This is a genomic window from Bradyrhizobium manausense, from assembly GCF_018129685.1.
GTDB lineage: Bacteria > Pseudomonadota > Alphaproteobacteria > Rhizobiales > Xanthobacteraceae > Bradyrhizobium > Bradyrhizobium manausense_D.
Window position 1 is genome coordinate 860,556 of sequence record NZ_JAFCLG010000001.1, and the last position, 16,902, is coordinate 877,457.

Consider the following 16,902-nt stretch of genomic DNA (forward strand, 5'->3'; position numbering starts at 1 on the left):
GTCGCATCGCGGGGGTAGACTGCGTCCCGATCACATCCGGGGGACTCGCCATGCTGAACCGCCGAACCATGCTCGCCGCGATGCTGGCGACCTCCGCCTCTGCAACGCGTGCGCTGGCTGACATTGGCATGAGCCGGATCCCGGCCTACGCCTTCTCATTCCCTGCCCTGTCGGGCGACGACATCAGGCTCGCCGCCTTCACCGGCAAGCCGTTGCTGATCGTGAACACCGCCTCGCTGTGCGGCTACACGCCGCAATATGCCGGCTTGCAGGCACTCTGGAGCGAATTTCACGCGCGTGGGCTCACCGTGATCGGCGTACCCTCCAACGATTTCGGCAGCCAGGAGCCTGGTGGCACCAGCGAGATTTCGGAGACCGCGCACCACCAGTACGGCGTTACCTTCCCTATCGCCGCCAAGGCCGTTGTCGTCGGGCCAAAGGCACATCCGTTCTATAAGTGGGCCGCCGAGGCGCGGCCGAAGGAGGTTCCGAAGTGGAACTTCCACAAATACCTGATCGGTCGCGACGGCTACATCGCCGAGGTGTTTCCGTCCGCCGTCGAGCCCACCGACACGCGCATCAAGACGGCGATCGCCCGATCCTTGGCCGATAGCTGACGGCTCTGGCTCACACCGGCCTGGGCACAATTGTGGCGAACGGCCAAACAGCCGTTGCAATGGCGATAGAGCAGCATCTAGGCTAGGATGATGAGGGGCAGGACAGGTTTTGCCGGAGGCGAAAAGCCGCGGCGGAACAACGGGATCAATCTCGAGGACAACACCATGCACGTGGCGGCGAAACTGATTTTGGCAAGCGCGATCTCTGTTGCGCTGACAGGCGCGGCGTGGTCGCAAACCCCGGCCGCAAAACCGGCGGCCGCCACGCAAGCCGCCCCGGCGGCCGCCCCAGCCGCTGCCGCGGCTCCGGCAGCGGCCGCTGCGCAATCGGCCGCCGCCTTCCCACCCCCGCCGCAACAGGCCCCGCAGCCGGCACGTGCCGCCTGCAATAATCCAAACGCGCTGGGCGTCGCCCGCACCGTGGAGATCGACACCACAGGCGGTCCGGGCTTCGGCTTCGAGCACTTCAAGGAGCTGGACTTCCTGCGCGACAAGGAGGTCGTCCTGACCTTCGACGACGGTCCCTGGCCACGCAACACGCCGGCCGTGCTGAAGGCGCTCGCCGACCAGTGCACCACCGGCATCTTCTTCTCGATCGGCAAGCACGCCACCTACGAGCCTGAGATCCTGAAGCAGGTCTACGCGGCCGGCCACACCATCGGCACCCATACCTGGTCGCACGCCAACCTCAACGACAAGAAGCTGAGCGAAGCGCAGCGCAAGGAGGAGATCGAGAAGGGCATCAGCGCCGTGAAATGGGCGCTCGGCGGTATCTCGCCGGCAGCGTTCTTCCGCTTCCCGGCGCTGCAGCATCCACCGGAGATGGTCACCTATCTCGGCAACCGTAACGTCGCGATCTTCTCCTGCGACATCGACTCCTTCGACTTCAAGGCCTCGAAGCCCGAGAAGGTGATCGACACTGTGATGAAGAGGCTGGAAAACAAGGGCAAGGGCATCATCCTGATGCACGACTTCCAGAAGCACACCGCAGAAGCCCTGCCCGAGCTCCTGAACCGCCTCAAGGCCGGAGGCTACAAGGTGGTAGCGATGCGCGCCAAGGCGCCAGTCGCCTCGCTGCCCGAATACGACCAGGAACTGATGAAGGACGTCAAGCTGCCGACGGTGAGCACGCGTCCGGTCAATTCCGTGGTGACGACCGTTTCCGAATAGTCGTCACGTGGCGTTCGTTTTCGAAGGCTACGTCATCATCTCGGCGGACGGCATGCTTGCCGACGCCAGCCATGTCATGCCCGACAGTCTGAAGTTCGAAGGCGACAAGCTGTTCTTCGAGCAGGCGCTCGATCGCGCCGCGCTGATCGTGCATGGCCGCAACTCGCATGAGCAGCAGACGAACTCGCCCAAGCGCAAGCGCCTGATCGCCACCCGCAAGATCAAGACCCTCACCGTCGACCCGGAAATGCCGAACGCGACGCTGTGGAATCCGGCACATGCAAGCTTCGAGGAGGCCGCCGCGTTTGCCGACGTTGCCGCGGGGCGAGTCGCGATCATCGGAGGCCCCGTCGTATTCGACATGTTCATGGACCGCTACGACACGTTCTGGCTGTCGGAAGCGCCACATGTGCGATTGCCCGGCGGTGAAGGCTGTTTCGTCGATGTACCGAAGCGGACGCCGCACGAGGTGCTGGCTTCGCACGGGATGAAGCCTGGCGTCCCCTACCTGCTCGACGCGGCACATGACGTCACGGTCACGCCGTGGCGGCGGTCGAGCTAGCGCCTACACGTCGCCATAGGCCGTCTCGGCCGAGCGCGTTGCCCGCCCAAAGCCCATGATCATGAACAGCGCGCCGATGATCGAGAGATTCTTCAGCGCGTCGACCACCATCTTGGCATTCTCGGGCGCCGCCTGATTCCAGAAATCGGAGAACAGGACGGTCGACACCGCGATGTAGATCACCATCAGCATCGCGAAGAAGCGCGCGCCAAAATTCAGGGCGATCATCAGGCCTGCGACGATCTCCAGCCCGCCGATCGCGATCGCCAGGAGCTGCGGGGTGGTCATCGCGGTGGCCGCCTCGACCTGCTTGGCGTAGGGCGCGATCACATCGGGGACCGCGATCTTGCCGGCGATGAAATCGGCCGTCGCCTGGATGGCGATGAGCTTGGTCGCGCCCGTGTAGATGAACAACACGGCGAACAGGATTCGCCCGAAAGTCACGAACGCTGGCATGATCGGCCTCTCAGCAAAGCACCAAACTACTAGACCCTAGAGCAGATCAGCAAGCGTCCGTACGAGGTTTTCAAACGGTGAAATCGGAAATTGCGACCGCTGGCAGTGGGTGGCCCGCATGCCGTGCCCGCCTCCTTCGAGAGTGAGGTCAACGCTCGTGTCCTCTTATGGTTGCTTATCATAATTTATAACATATCCAACAAACGCTATTCATCTCCTCGGTCGCCCATGCGGTGGGCAATGAAAGAATGTCTTGGAGAGCTCCAATGTCTCACAAATCAATACGCCCTAGCCGACGGAATTTTCTGGCGGGTAGCCTGTTGCTTGCTCCGGCCGTAGCCAGAGCTGCGACAACCATGTGCGCGCGCTATGTCGGCCCCGTTACTACCGGATCCGCTCTCGCCGATAACTACGATCCAACCAGAACAAGTTCTCTGTCGCGCACGCCGCTCCGAATGCGGGACACGCCGCCGACCTTCCAAGTGATCATCCCGACTTGGTACGTGACCGCGCCGTCGAATGTCGCCAATGAAGTGCCGCAACCTGGAAGCACGGCCTTGTCCGCCGCGATTGAATGGGCGGAGGGTCAACCACTTACACGAATCATGTTTGCTGGCGATGCGGAAGCATCGGTCGGCGGCGGATTCAACCTTGTTTCCGATCCGATTACCAACCAGGCGAGCAATGGACAACAGATCTGGATTTGGATTCAGCAAAAGAATCCCAAAGGTATCATTTATCGCGATCGCGTTCGTGGCTTGATCGATTTCGAGAACGGCGAAATGTGGGCCTGCAATATTGGCGTGGATCTCGCAACAAACGCCATCAGCAGCCTGAACGCGGCCGATTTCCGGAAAAACACCTATGGAAGTCCCTCCCCTCAGGCGAACCAGTTCGCGTTCCGGCCACTTGCGGTCGTCGGGCTTACGTCAAAACCAACAATCGCATTGATGGGAGCCAGTCGCGTGGTGGGTGTTGGCGACAACTATGCCGACGGCAGCGGTTATATCGGCAGCATGGAGCGTTCAATCGGACCGAACTTTGCTTACATACAGACAGCGCGTGGAAGCGAGACGCTGACAGGATTTGCCGAATGGGGATCACGTCGTCTTCAGCTCGTCTCGTACTGTTCGCATGTCCTTGAGGATTTCGGCGGCAACGATCTTCTCCACAGTGGAAGTAGTGGAAGCGGGATATCCGCGCTACAGCTCGCGAAGTACAAGGAGTATTTTTGGTCAGGGTTGGGCAAGCCCAGAAACCGCATTTTCACACTAACGATCGATCCCGTTACAAACGCGCCCGCCAATGACTATTGGACCCGCACGGTCAGTCAATCACCGGTACCTCAACAAGCCGAGTTCGTGAACTTCAACGCTTGGCTGCGGGATCCAAGCCAACCACTGGAGCAGACCACACTTCCTCCGCTGGATGGTGTCACGGTCATCGACACTGCCGCGGTTCAGGAGTCTGCCCCCGGTTCGTTCCTGTGGAAGAGTCTGCCTTACGGCATAAGTTCTTTCATGACCTATGATAGGGCGTCAGTTACGGCGACACTGGCCTCGGCAACGGGGCTCAATGTTGGCGATTACGTGGCGGTGACCGCAACCGGCGGAGGCGCCGGGGTTTACCAGATTGATGCGAAAACCGACTCGCAAGTCCAGCTGTATGGGTCAACTTATGACAGCACGCGTTGGTCAGGCACCGGGACTCTATACGCCAGCCTTTGCGCCAGCGGCAGCGAATATGGAGCCGATGTCGCGGATGGTATCCATGAAAATCCCACTGGCTACCAAAACATCAAAGCCAGCGGCGTCATATCATCAGGCCTGTTTCAATTTTAGCACGTCCGAAATCCCGCGAGCCACGCAGCGGCTCGCGGGCTCCTTGGTGTCATGTTATCGACTATCTCATCATTCAAGTGACCGTCACATTGCCCGTGTAAAGCAGTCACCGGGAGCTCAGGCGATCGGCTGTGCCGGAGGCCACCGCCTCGTGCGCATCGGCTATTGTACGGGAATTCGGGTGCGCGTCCCCGCCGAGAGCCCCGTTTGGAGCGTATCATGATCGATGCAGTGGCGGCGAGCGTGTTTCCCGAAGTGAAGGCGGGAGGCTTCTCACGCCTCGATTCGACCGTGCAATTCTTTCAGCGTATCCAGGCGCTGTTGACACCGGACTCGGTTGTTCTCGACTTCGGCGCCGGCCGCGGCGCACATTTTGAAGATCCGGTCACGTTCCGTCGTGACATCCGAATCTTCAAGGGGCGCGTGCGCGAGGTGATCGGGGCCGACATCGACCCGGTGGTGACGACCAATCCCGGACTAGACCGGGCGCTCGTGATCGGCCCCGATGGCAAGCTGCCACTTCCGGACCAATCGGTCGACGTGATCATCTCGGATTTCACCTTCGAGCATATCGGCACGCCTTCCGCGGTGGCCGCCGAGATGGACCGTGTCCTGGCCCCCGGAGGCTGGATCTGCGCGCGGACACCTAACCGCTTCGGCTATCTGGCCATCACCAGCCAGTTGATGCCGGAAGCCATCAAGCTCAGGGTCGTCCGCAATTCCCAACCGGGCCGCAAGGAAGAGGACGTTTTCCCGACATTCTATCGAATGAACACGAAAGCGGCGCTGAAGCGATGTTTTCCCGGTTACGATCATTGCGTGATCGCTTGGGACGCGGAGCCAGCTTACTATTTTGGCAAACTCTGGCTCTACCGGATGTTCAAGTTCATCAACACGTTGACGCCGGATTACTTCAAGATCGCCCTGCTGATCTTCCTGCAAAAGCCGGATGTTGCTCAACGCGACGCCCAACGACGATCTCGGCTCGCCGGATCCGCGGAAGCGGCAGAGTGAATGATACGGAATCCGCACGGTGGGTGATCGCACCGGTAGCCCAAAGTGACGACTAAGCTCCCTCAAACGATGCGAGCCGAGACCGCCACGGCCCGGCCCGCCAGAGCGGCGTTTTCCCGACGAGCCACGCGCTCCGACGAGCGAAGGTCAGGTCTTTCGCCAACGGCCGTCAGGCTGTTTTTTTTCGTTGGTTACTACGCGCTCCACGTGGTGTTCGTCTCCGAGGCGTTCACGATTGCGGTCACTCTCCCTATTTTCCTGATCTGCTGTTTCAACGTCGCACGCATCGGGGAGGATCGCGCCACGGTCCAGGACATGATCTGGCTGTGCATCTACATGTTCCTCGTGATTTCGACGTGCCAGTCTCTTTTCAACGGTTACTTTGAAAGCGAAGGCCTGATGGAGGGCGTGCGCTTCGAAACCGCAGATATCCTCAAGGCGACCCTGATCGTCGTCGTCTTTCTACTGGTGGCTACCGCGACGTCGATTTGGGTCGGTAATGTCGGAGTCAAGACTTTGACCTCGTACGAGCTTCGCGACAGCAGCTTTGTCGTGCTCCTGCTCGGCAATATAGCGAGCTTCGGCCTCTTCATCGTTTCGGTCGGCGGACTTGCCAACGCGCTTGCGGACCGTCTGTCCAAGGAGGAGTTCTATGCGCCGGTGGCGACCGGATTCCTCGCCGCCCAACTGGTGACATGCTTTCTCGGTGCTGCGTATGTGCGTGCCCGCCCTTTTCGCTTTTGGACCGCCGCAGGCTTCGCGCTGATGGTGCTTTTACAACTCGTGAGCCAAAATCCCTTCAATACCGCGCGCTTCTTCCTGCTGATCGCCTGGCTGCCGATCATTCTCATTTATTTGAAGGGCCGCTTCAGCGTCACCTTCTTCTACATGTCGGCGCTGTTCGGCCTCATCGTCATGATGCCGCTGTTGAACTTTACCGGCCGGCACGGTGAGACGGTAAAACAGGCGCTCGAGAACGTCGAGCTGCCGAAATTTCTCTTCAAGATCCCGTACATAGATCTTCTCAATCTCATGGTCTATGCGGTGCAGGAACTCGAGCACATACCATATTACTACGGAGCCAAGACGCTCAGCCTCCTTCTCTTTCTCGTTCCACGCGACATCTGGCCGGGGAAGGAAATCCTGCTCGGGATCGAGCTTGGCAATCGACTCGTCGACGCCGGCCTGGCGGGAACCGAGAATCTCTCGATGTTCTTCGCAGCCGATTTCTATGCCGATCTCGGCATGGCGGGCGTGATCCTTGGCGCCTTCGTGGTGTCCCTCCTGTTGACGCTCTATGGGCAGAACCGCGTCGTGCTGATCGATGGCATGGACCTACCGGGGTTCGCGCTCATGGCCTGCGCTCCTATTCTCATCCGCGGTCCGATCGGTGCGGTGATCGCGCTGCCGTTCCTTGTGCTGGTCGCGCTGTGGGTCGCGAGGGTCGTGCTGTGCACACGGGTCGCGACGGACGCCCACATGAAATCCGCTACGTGAACAACGTCGGCTGCTGCCGCGCCGCACGCTCCTGCGCTTCGACCACGGCCACTGCCGTCATGTTCAGGATGCCGCGCGCGGTCACCGACGGGGTGAGGATGTGAGCGGGCCGGGCCGGGCCGATCAGGATCGGGCCGACGGGCAACGCATCGGCCAGCGACTTGATCATCTGATAGGCCACGTTGGCGGTGTCGAGGCTCGGCATGATCATGATGTTGGCCTCACCCTCGAGCTTGGAGTGCGGCAGCACCATCTTGCGCGCCGCGGCGGAGAGCGCAGTGTCGCCCTGCATTTCGCCGTCGGCCTCGATCTCCGGATGCTTCTCCTTCAGCAATTGAGTCGCACGCCGCATCTTGCGCGAGGAGTCGGTGTCGTAACTGCCGAAATCGGAATGCGAAACGAACGCGATCTTCGGCTTGAGCGCGAAGCGCTGGACGTGGACCGCCGCGAGCGAGGCGATCTCGGCGAGCTCTTCGGCGCTTGGATTGGGACGCACCTGCGTGTCGGCGATGAAGAAGGCGCCCTTGCTGGTGATCAGCAGCGCCAGCGCCGCGTAGTCGTTCACCCCCGGCGCAAAGCCGATGATCTCGCGGACATGACGCAGATGATGCATGTAGCGGCCCTCGACGCCGCAGAGCATCGCATCAGCCTCCCCGCGCATGACCGCGAGCGCCGCGATGACAGTGTTGTTGGTACGCACCACCGTCCGCGCCGCATCCGGCGTCACGCCGCGTCGCCCGGCGACCTCGACATAGGACTGCACATAGGAGCGGTAGCGCGGATCGTCTTCGGGATTGACGAGATCAAAGTCCTTGCCGGCCCGGATCAAGAGGCCAAAGCGCTTGATGCGGGCTTCCACCACCGACGGGCGACCGACGAGGATCGGCCGTGCCAGCTTCTCTTCGAGCACGACCTGGGTGGCACGCAGCACGCGCTCGTCCTCGCCTTCGGCGTAGATCACGCGCACCGGCTGGGTCTTGGCCTTGGCAAACATCGGCTTCATGACGAGGCCGGAGCGGAACGCAAAGCGCTCGAGCAGCGCGGTGTATTCGTCGAAATTGGTGATGGGTCGCGTCGCAACGCCCGACTCCATCGCGGCCTTGGCCACCGCCGGCGCGATGCGCAGAATGAGCCTCGGATCAAACGGACTTGGGATCAGCGAGCCTGGACCAAAGCCTTGCGTCTCGCCGGTATCGAATCCCTGCGCGACCGCGTCCGAGGGTGCCTCGCGCGCGAGCTGCGCGATGGCCTCGACGGCGGCGTGCTTCATTTCCTCGTTGATGGCGCTGGCGCCGACATCGAGCGCGCCGCGGAAGATGAAGGGGAAGCAGAGGACGTTGTTGACCTGGTTCGGATAGTCGGAGCGGCCGGTGCAGATCATCGCGTCGGGGCGCACCTTGCGCGCCTCTTCCGGCATGATCTCCGGCGTCGGGTTGGCGAGCGCCATGATCAGCGGCTTCTCGCCCATCGCCTGGGCCATCTCCGGCTTGAGCACGCCCGGTGCCGAAAGTCCGATGAAAATGTCGGCCCCGCCGATAACGTCGCCAAGCGTACGCTTGTCGGTCTTCTGCGCGTAGACCGCTTTCCAGCGGTCCATCGAGGTGTTTCGTCCCTCGTGCACGAGGCCGTCGATGTCGCAGACCCAGATGTTCTTGCGCTGCGCGCCCATCGACACCAGCAGATTGAGCGTCGCAATCGCGGCGGCCCCTGCCCCTGACGCGACGATCTTGACCTCGGAAAGCTTCTTGCCGTTCAGCTTCAGGCCGTTGGTGATGGCCGCGGCAACGATGATCGCGGTGCCGTGCTGGTCGTCATGGAAGACCGGGATCTTCATGCGCTCCTTCAGCCGCGCCTCGATCTCGAAGCATTCGGGACCGCGAATGTCTTCCAGATTGATGCCGCCGAAGGTCGGCTCGAGCGCCGCCACCGTCTCGACCACGCGGTCGATGGTGTCGGCGGCGATCTCGATGTCGAACACGTCGATGCCGGCGAATTTCTTGAACAGGACGGCCTTACCCTCCATCACCGGCTTGGAGGCCAGCGGGCCGATATTACCGAGGCCGAGCACCGCGGTGCCGTTCGAGATCACGGCGACCAGATTGGCGCGGATCGTCAGCGTCGCGGCCTCCGCCGGGTTCTTGGCGATCTCGGTGCAGGCGGCGGCGACTCCCGGAGAATAGGCAAGCGCGAGGTCGCGCTGGTTGGCGAGCGGCTTGCTCGCCTGGATCTCGAGTTTTCCGGGCCGTGGCAGTCGGTGATAGGCCAGCGCCGCCTGGTGGAGATCATCGGAATAGGACGACATGCGGTCTCTTGCCTCGCGTTACCGGCCTCAAAATGCAACATCCGGAGCCCTCGTCCAAGTGGACGTTATTTCCGGGTCGTGGAAACGGGATGAAGCACGGCCAGCGCCCCGGTGGCAACATCCGATTCCGCTCCCATCAACAGGGCGAGCGGTCAAATATCTGGCAGCGCTAGCTTTCCCTGGACCGCGTGGCATTTACCGAATATGGCAGGTTGCGCAGTGCACAACGAGCAACTGGAGCTGGGAATGAAACGGATCCTGATCGGCCTGATCGCAGTTGCCGTGCTCGGCCTTGGCGGGTGGTTCGGCTTCAACCTCTACGCCAAACATCGCGCCGCCGCCGAGATCGAGGCGGCATTCGACCAGATCCGCAGCCAAGGCGGCAAGGCAAGCCACGGCAAGATCGGGTTCGACCTGCCGACACGCACGCTCACGATTGAGGACATCGCGATTGATCCTGGCGAGCAGTCGCAGACGCATGTCAAGATTGCGAATGTCAAGGCGAGTGGTGTGCGCCAAGCCGACGAGGGACAGTTTTCGGCCGATACAGTCGAGGTCTCGGGTCTCGCGTTTGCGATCGACAGCACCGTCGGTCCATCGCCGATGAAGTCCGCCTACAATGTCCCTGACGCGATGATCCGGGATTTCACAGGCGCGATCAGGGCGCGGGCCTTGCCGACATCGAACGCCATCATCGATCTCTATCGCTTCGGTCTCGAACAATTCAGCGGCGTGTCGGCATCCTCGATCGAGGTGCCAACCATTGCCGTCAACGTCATGGCCAGGCCGGACACGGCCAAGCCCGACGGCGGCGAATTCACCTATTCGGGTCTGGCGATGAAGAATCTCAGGCGCGGCAGGGTGGAGGCGACCAAGGCGGACCGCATCACCTTCACGTTCAAGACCGTACAGCAGGGCAAGCCCGGCCAGTTCACGGGAGACGTGTCGAACCTGGCGGTGAGCGATTTCGACGCGAGCGGCATGCTCGCCGCGTTCGACCCTGGCAAGGCGAACGACGATAGCGTCCATCGGCTCTACAGGCAGGTTTCGGCGGGAGCCTACGCGGTGACGTCAGGCGACGTTCGTCTCGATATCGACGGCTTCTCGCTCGACGATATCGGAGTGCAGCCGTCGAAATTCCGGATGGCCGAGATGCTCGCCATGCTGCCCCAGAATCCCTCGGTGCCACCTCCACCGGCCGAGGCGCGCGAGATGATGGAGAAGCTTGCCGGATTCTATGAAGGCCTCAGCGTCGGCAAGATCGAGATCGGCAAGACGTCGATCGCGACGCCGCAAGGGACGGGCCACATCAAATTGGCCAGATACAAGGGCGGCGAAATCGCCATCGAAGGCCTCGATACGCCGACGCCGCAGGGCCAGTTCAAGATGGAGCGCTTCGCGCTGAAATCCTTCAGTGCGGCGAACCTGATGCGCTGGACAGCGGGCCTCATCACGCCCGGGCGCCCTCCCGCGCCGGATCAGATGCTCGGGCTGTTCGGCGTGCTTGCGGGCGCAGAGATCAAGGGCGTGACGGCGCCGTTCAAGAACACCAAAAAGCTGGTCACGATCGACAGGGTGAGCCTCGACTGGGGGCAGCTGGTCGGCTCGATCCCCAGCAAGGCCAATCTGGTCGTGAAGATGGTCACGCCCACCGACCCGACCAGTCCGGCGCAGAGGTCGCTGGTCATGGCGGGCGTCGACAAGGTCGCGATCGACCTCGATCTCGGCGCGGCCTGGACCGAGCAGTCCGGAGCGTTCCTGCTTTCGCCGGCCACGATCGATCTCGGCAATCTGGCCAGGGCCCAGGCCCGCCTCGCGCTCGCCAACGTGTCTCGCGACATGTTCTCGCTCGATCCGGCGCAGATCATGGGCGAGGCCAAGCAGATCGATGCCGGCGCGATCGAGCTTTCTGTGCGCGACAACGGCGTCGTCGATCTGGTCGTGGCGCAGTTCGCGCGAATTCAGAACGTCAGCCGCGACACCGCGCGCGATGCCATCGTCGCGATGATCCGCACGCAAGGCGAGCAGATCGCGGCCTCCAATCTCGATGCCAGGCCCGCGGTCGATGCGCTCGCAAGCTTCTTCGAGACGTCAGGACAGACGTTCACCATCAAGCTCACTCCGCTCGGCAAGGTGCCGGTGATGCAGCTCATCGGCCTCCTGAACACCGAGCCGGTCGTCGCGCTGGCGCAGTTCAGGATCGAGGCGTCGACGGGGCTGTAGGCCAGGGTCTCGTGTCGCGGACGCGCTGCAACGCGCGAGCGTTGCTGCGTCTCGCCCTCACTTCTGCGGCAGGTTCACCCGCACGTGCAACTCGCGGAGCTGCTTTGCCGTGGCTTCCGACGGCGCGCCCATCAACAGGTCCATGGCCTGCTGGTTCATCGGGAACAGCGAAATCTCGCGCAAATTCGTGGTGCCGCAGAGCAGCATGACGATGCGGTCGACGCCCGCGGCCATGCCGCCATGCGGCGGGGCGCCGTACTGGAATGCGCGGTACATGCCGCCGAAGCGATCGACCACTTCCTGCTCGCCGTAACCTGCGATCTCGAACGCCTTCACCATCGCCTCCGGCACGTGGTTGCGGATACCGCCCGAGGCGATCTCGTAGCCGTTGCAGGTGATGTCGTACTGGAACGCCTTGATGGTCAGCGGGTCCTGCGACTTCAGTGCCTCGAGACCGCCCTGCGGCATCGAGAACGGGTTGTGCGAGAAGTCGACCTTCTTGTCGTCCTCGTTGTACTCGTACATCGGGAAGTCGACGATCCAGGCGAGCTCGAACCGCTCCTTGTCGGTGAGGTTCAATTCCTCGCCGACCTTGTTGCGGGCGAGGCCCGAAAACTTCCAGAACTTGTCGGGATCACCGGCAACGAAGAAGGCGGCATCGCCCTCCTTGGTGCCGATCTGCGCGCGGATCGCTGCGGTGCGCTCCGGCCCGATGTTGTTCGCCAGGGGCCCGGCGCCCTCGCCGCCTTCGCGCCACATGATGTAGCCGAGGCCGGGCTGCCCCTCGCCCTGTGCCCACGAGTTCATGCGGTCGCAGAACGCACGCGAGCCGCCGCCCGGCGCGGGGATCGCCCAGACCTGGTTCTTGGGGTCTTCGAGCATGCGCGCGAACACCTTGAAGCCGGAGCCGCGGAAGTGCTCGGAGACGTCCTGCATCTCGATCGGGTTGCGCAAATCAGGCTTGTCGCTGCCGTATTTGCGCAGCGCCTCGGCGAACGGGATGCGGCGCCAGTTCTTGCTCACCGGCTTGCCCTTCGCGAACTCTTCAAACACGCCGGTGATCACCGGCTCCATCGCCGCGAACACGTCTTCCTGCGTGACAAAGCTCATCTCGACGTCGAGCTGGTAGAACTCGCCGGGCAGACGGTCGGCGCGCGGGTCCTCGTCGCGGAAGCAGGGCGCGATCTGGAAGTAGCGGTCGAAGCCCGACATCATCAGGAGCTGCTTGTATTGCTGCGGCGCCTGCGGCAGCGCGTAGAACTTGCCGGGATGGATGCGCGAGGGCACCAGAAAGTCGCGCGCGCCCTCCGGCGAGGACGCGGTCAGGATCGGCGTGTTGAACTCGAAGAAGCCCTGCCCCTCCATCCGCCGGCGCATCGACTTGATGATCTCGACGCGCGTCATGATGTTCTGGTGCAGCTTCTCGCGACGCAGGTCCAGGAAGCGATATTTGAGCCTGATGTCCTCGGGATATTCCTGGTCGCCGAAGACAGGCAGCGGTAGGTCGCCGGCCGGGCCCAGCACCTCGATCTCGCTGACATAGATCTCGATCTTGCCGGTCGGCAGATCGTCATTGTCGGTGCCTTCGGGGCGGCGGCGGACCTTGCCGTCCATCTTGACCACGAATTCCGAGCGCAGCTTTTCGGCCAGCGCGAACGCCGGCGAGTCCGGGTCGACCACGCACTGGGTCAGGCCGTAATGGTCGCGCAAATCGATGAACAGCACGCCGCCATGGTCGCGAACGCGATGGACCCAGCCCGAGAGGCGGATGGTCTCGCCGATGTTGCTCTCGCGGAGCGCGCCGCATGTATGTGACCGGTAGCGATGCATGGTCGTCCCAAAATGATGTCTGAGGAAGCGAATCGAACGGCCGAAAACGGCCGGTCCGAAGTTGCGGCAGGGTTTACCCCGGGCGGACCAAGGCGGCAACCAAGGGAACGGACTGTTTTGGGGTCGGAAGGCCCATTTTTGGCCAATTCAGGCGCGCGCCTTTGCCATCCGGCGTTCGAGGCCTATCTTGAAGCCATGACAGTCCATTTCCCCTTCCAGAACTCGTATTCGGCGCTGCCGGACAGCTTCTTTGCCCGCGTGGCGCCGACCCCTGTGGTCGCGCCCCGGCTGATCAAGCTGAACCGCCCCTTGGCGGTCCAGCTCGGGCTCGATCCTGACCTGCTGGAGACGGCGGAGGGCGCAGCGATCCTGGCCGGAAAGACGGTTCCATCAGGGGCCGATCCCATCGCCATGGCCTATGCCGGTCACCAGTTCGGGCATTTCGTGCCCCAGCTCGGCGACGGCCGCGCCATCCTGCTCGGCGAGGTCATCGACCTCGACGGCATCCGCCGCGACATCCAGCTCAAGGGAAGCGGCCCCACCCCGTTCTCCCGCCGCGGCGACGGCCGCGCCGCGCTCGGCCCGGTGCTGCGCGAATACATCGTCAGCGAAGCCATGTACGCGCTCGGCATCCCCACCACACGCTCGCTCGCCGCCGTCATCACCGGCGAGCATGTCATCCGCGAGACCGCGCTGCCCGGCGCCGTGCTGACGCGCGTTGCCTCCAGTCACATCCGCGTCGGCACCTTCCAGTTCTTCGCCGCCCGCCGCGACACCGATGCGATCCGCCGGCTCGCCGATCACGTCATCGCCAGGCACTATCCCGACCTGCTTCACGCCGAGCGGCCCTATCACGCCCTGCTCGCCGGGATCGTCGCGCGCCAGGCCGAGCTGATCGCGCGCTGGCTGCTGGTCGGCTTCATCCACGGCGTGATGAACACCGATAACTCATCGATCTCGGGCGAGACCATCGATTACGGCCCCTGCGCCTTCATGGATGCCTACAACCCGTCGCAGGTGTTCTCCTCGATCGACGAGATGGGCCGCTACGCCTATGCCAACCAGCCGCGCATTGGCTTGTGGAATTTGACGCGGCTGGCCGAATGCCTGCTGCCGCTGTTATCCGACGACCAGGAAAAGGCGGTCGCGGAAGCGCAGGACATTCTCGGCGCCTTCTCCGAAACGTTCAGCGCCGCCTATCAGGCCGGCCTGCGCAAAAAGGTCGGCCTGTTCACGCAGCGCGACGGCGACGAGGCGTTGATCCAGGACCTGCTTGACGCCATGGCCAAGAACCAGGCCGACTTCACCCTCACCTTCCGCAAGCTCGGTGATGCCGCAGCCGATGACGGTGCCGACGTGCGCGCCCAGTTCATGGAGCCCGCCGCCTTCGACGAATGGGCCGGACGCTGGCGCGCGCGCATCGCGCTGGAGCCGCAGAGCGCGACCGAGCGGCAAGCGGCGATGCACGCCGTCAATCCAATCTTCATCCCGCGCAACCACCGCGTCGAGGCCGTGATCCAGGCCGCGGTGAATGACGACAATTACGCGCCGTTCGAAGAGCTGGTGAAGGTGCTGGCCAAGCCATACGAGGACCAGCCGGAGTTTGCGACGTATGCCGATCCGCCGCTGCCGGACCAGCGGGTGTTGCAGACGTTCTGCGGGACGTGAGCCGCAAACTCGCTGCGTAGGGTGGATTAGCCCGCGGCTGCGCGAAGCGCAGTCCGCAGGCGTAATCCACCACTTCTCTCACCAAGCGGAAAATAAAGAGGTGGATTACGCTTCGCTAATCCACCCTACAAAGCCCGGCGCTATGGTGATCATCACGCCCGTTCTCCGAACTCACCTGCGATCTTGGCGTCCCCGCCCCAATCCTCGGGAAATAATCCCGCGCGGACATCGCGGTGAAACGACGAGTACGGCCAGTCGCGCACCATCGAGACGTGCCCGTGCTTGACGGGATTGTAATAGCAATATTCGACGTGGCGGGCGTAATCGGCCCCGTCGCGGATCAGATGCTCCCAGAAGCGGCGTTGCCAAATGCCGCGCTCGTTCCGCGCGGCACGAACGGCGCTCAGTCGTTCATTTGCTGGTAGAGCTTTCGCAAAACGCGTTTTGATCAATCGCCAGCGGACCGAGAAATTGTCGTCACCAGGCGGAAGCTTCCAGATGGCATGCAGGTGATCCGGCAGAACTACGAAAGCATCGATCTCGAAGGGATGACTCTGGCGCGTTGCCGCGACCGACTCTCGCAAGATTTCGATCTGGTCAATCAAGAGAGCCTGGCGGCGATCGAGCAGGTTCACCGTGAAGAACCAGCACCCTCCGGGAACGAATGCGCGGCGGTAGTCGGACATAGACCACGAATAGCTCAACTTGACGTTGACCCACAGTGGTGGATTACGCCTTCGGCTGATCCACCCTACGCAGCGGCGGTTGTGGACACGGGAACCGCTGTCATCAAACTGATACATACCCGCTCTAACGGCCTGTCAGGGCCGTCTTGCCGGAGGCGCCCATCCTCCAACAGTCCCTGACAAGCGCATGCCCTTCAAGTTCATCCACATCACCGACACGCATCTGGCGAATCCGGGCTTGACGCTCTATGGCCTCGACCCGCGCGCCCGGCTGGATGCGGCGATCGCCGACATCAACAGGCATCAGTCGGATGCCGCCTTCGCGGTCGTGACCGGCGATCTCACCCATTGGGGCGAGCCGGAAGCCTACGCCAATTTTGCCGAAGCGATGTCGGCTTTGAAGATGCCGTACATCGCCATGGTGGGCAATCACGACAAGCGCGTCGCCTGTCTCGACGGCCTGAAGGCTGCGCCGCGCGATCCCAACGGCTTTGTCCAGGGCACCCGCACCACCGAGCACGGCCTGTTCGTCTTCCTCGACACGCTGGACGAGACCAGCCATGCCGGCGAGATGTGTGCCAAGCGCTTCGACTGGCTCGCCAAGACGCTGGCCGCCGCGCCCGCCGATCAGCAATTTGTCGTGTTCATGCATCATCCGCCGTTCCCGGTCGGCGTCCACGCGATGGACGAGATCGCGTTGAAGCAGAGCGCGGAATTCGCCGAAGTGATCGCGCCCTATCGTGCACGGATCCGGCATCTCTTCTTCGGCCATGTGCACCGTCCGATCTTCGGCAGCTACGGCAAGATCCCGTTCTCGACGCTGCGCGGCACCAACCACCAGGTCTGGTTCGAGCTCGACTCGGGCGCGCCGCATCTGGCCAGCCATGAGCCGCCGGCCTATGGCGTCGTGCTGATCGACGATCAGAACCTCGTCGTGCACAGCCACGACTTCCTCGACACCAGTCTGCGCTTTCCGTTCGAACCGCCTGCGGGCGTGGACGGCCGCGACTATGCGCTCAATTTCCCGGCGCGATGA

At 62.7% G+C, this 16,902-nt stretch carries 13 protein-coding genes; 9 read left to right on the forward strand and 4 right to left on the reverse strand.

All coding sequences use genetic code 11. The annotated features are described in order from the left end of the window. Window positions 1–50 precede the first annotated feature (50 nt). From JQ621_RS04285 to JQ621_RS04295, 3 genes are all read left to right on the forward strand, one after another. Entirely contained in the window at window positions 51–617 is a 567-nt protein-coding gene (locus tag JQ621_RS04285; RefSeq protein ID WP_212233151.1) for a glutathione peroxidase, read from the forward strand. A 165-nt stretch (window positions 618–782) separates the two neighbouring features. Continuing rightward, window positions 783–1,787: a polysaccharide deacetylase family protein gene (locus tag JQ621_RS04290; protein ID WP_212233796.1), complete on the forward strand. Its 1,005-nt coding sequence runs from the start codon at window positions 783–785 to the stop codon at window positions 1,785–1,787. A 7-nt stretch (window positions 1,788–1,794) separates the two neighbouring features. After that, window positions 1,795–2,349, forward strand: a complete 555-nt coding sequence (locus JQ621_RS04295; RefSeq protein ID WP_212233152.1) for a dihydrofolate reductase — start codon at window positions 1,795–1,797, stop codon at window positions 2,347–2,349. A gap of 3 nt (window positions 2,350–2,352) precedes the next feature. Here JQ621_RS04295 and JQ621_RS04300 read toward each other — a convergent pair whose 3' ends face one another. After that, a complete protein-coding gene (locus tag JQ621_RS04300) occupies window positions 2,353–2,805 on the reverse strand; it encodes a DoxX family protein (RefSeq protein WP_212233153.1) in 453 nt (150 codons plus the stop codon). Between the two features lie 266 nt (window positions 2,806–3,071). On the opposite strand from JQ621_RS04300, the gene JQ621_RS04305 reads away from it, so the two are divergent. The 3 genes from JQ621_RS04305 to JQ621_RS04315 all read left to right on the forward strand — a co-directional run bounded on the left by JQ621_RS04305 (window position 3,072) and on the right by JQ621_RS04315 (window position 7,157). Further along, a complete protein-coding gene (locus JQ621_RS04305; RefSeq protein ID WP_212233154.1) occupies window positions 3,072–4,646 on the forward strand; it encodes a hypothetical protein in 1,575 nt (524 codons plus the stop codon). Window positions 4,647–4,865: 219 nt separating this feature from the next. Beyond that, the gene (locus tag JQ621_RS04310; protein ID WP_212233155.1) at window positions 4,866–5,660 is read left to right on the forward strand and encodes a class I SAM-dependent methyltransferase; all 795 of its coding nucleotides are present in this window, start codon (window positions 4,866–4,868) and stop codon (window positions 5,658–5,660) included. 207 nt (window positions 5,661–5,867) lie between these two features. Then, window positions 5,868–7,157 (forward strand): hypothetical protein, encoded by a 1,290-nt coding sequence (locus JQ621_RS04315; RefSeq protein WP_212233156.1) that lies wholly within the window; start codon window positions 5,868–5,870, stop codon window positions 7,155–7,157. On the opposite strand, the gene JQ621_RS04320 is transcribed toward JQ621_RS04315, so the two are convergent. After that, window positions 7,150–9,459 carry an NADP-dependent malic enzyme gene (locus tag JQ621_RS04320; RefSeq protein WP_212233157.1) on the reverse strand — a complete coding sequence of 770 codons (2,310 nt, stop codon included), beginning with the start codon at window positions 9,457–9,459 and terminating at the stop codon, window positions 7,150–7,152. The two genes, JQ621_RS04315 and JQ621_RS04320, sit on opposite strands and share 8 nt — an antisense overlap. Window positions 9,460–9,705: 246 nt before the next feature. Here JQ621_RS04320 and JQ621_RS04325 point away from each other — a divergent pair, with 246 nt between their 5' ends. Then, window positions 9,706–11,682: a hypothetical protein gene (locus JQ621_RS04325; protein ID WP_212233158.1), complete on the forward strand. Its 1,977-nt coding sequence runs from the start codon at window positions 9,706–9,708 to the stop codon at window positions 11,680–11,682. A gap of 57 nt (window positions 11,683–11,739) precedes the next feature. Here the strand turns inward: JQ621_RS04325 and aspS are convergent, their stop codons facing one another. After that, window positions 11,740–13,512, reverse strand: coding sequence for an aspartate--tRNA ligase (gene aspS / locus JQ621_RS04330; protein WP_212233159.1), 1,773 nt, complete (start codon window positions 13,510–13,512; stop codon window positions 11,740–11,742). Window positions 13,513–13,707: 195 nt separating this feature from the next. On the opposite strand from aspS, the gene JQ621_RS04335 reads away from it, so the two are divergent. Then, window positions 13,708–15,180, forward strand: coding sequence for a protein adenylyltransferase SelO (locus JQ621_RS04335; protein WP_212233160.1), 1,473 nt, complete (start codon window positions 13,708–13,710; stop codon window positions 15,178–15,180). A gap of 152 nt (window positions 15,181–15,332) precedes the next feature. Here JQ621_RS04335 and JQ621_RS04340 read toward each other — a convergent pair whose 3' ends face one another. Further along, a complete protein-coding gene (locus JQ621_RS04340; protein WP_212233797.1) occupies window positions 15,333–15,866 on the reverse strand; it encodes an REP-associated tyrosine transposase in 534 nt (177 codons plus the stop codon). A 187-nt stretch (window positions 15,867–16,053) separates the two neighbouring features. Here JQ621_RS04340 and JQ621_RS04345 point away from each other — a divergent pair, with 187 nt between their 5' ends. Further along, on the forward strand, window positions 16,054–16,902 hold the full coding sequence (locus JQ621_RS04345; RefSeq protein ID WP_212233161.1) for a phosphodiesterase: 849 nt from the start codon (window positions 16,054–16,056) through the stop codon (window positions 16,900–16,902).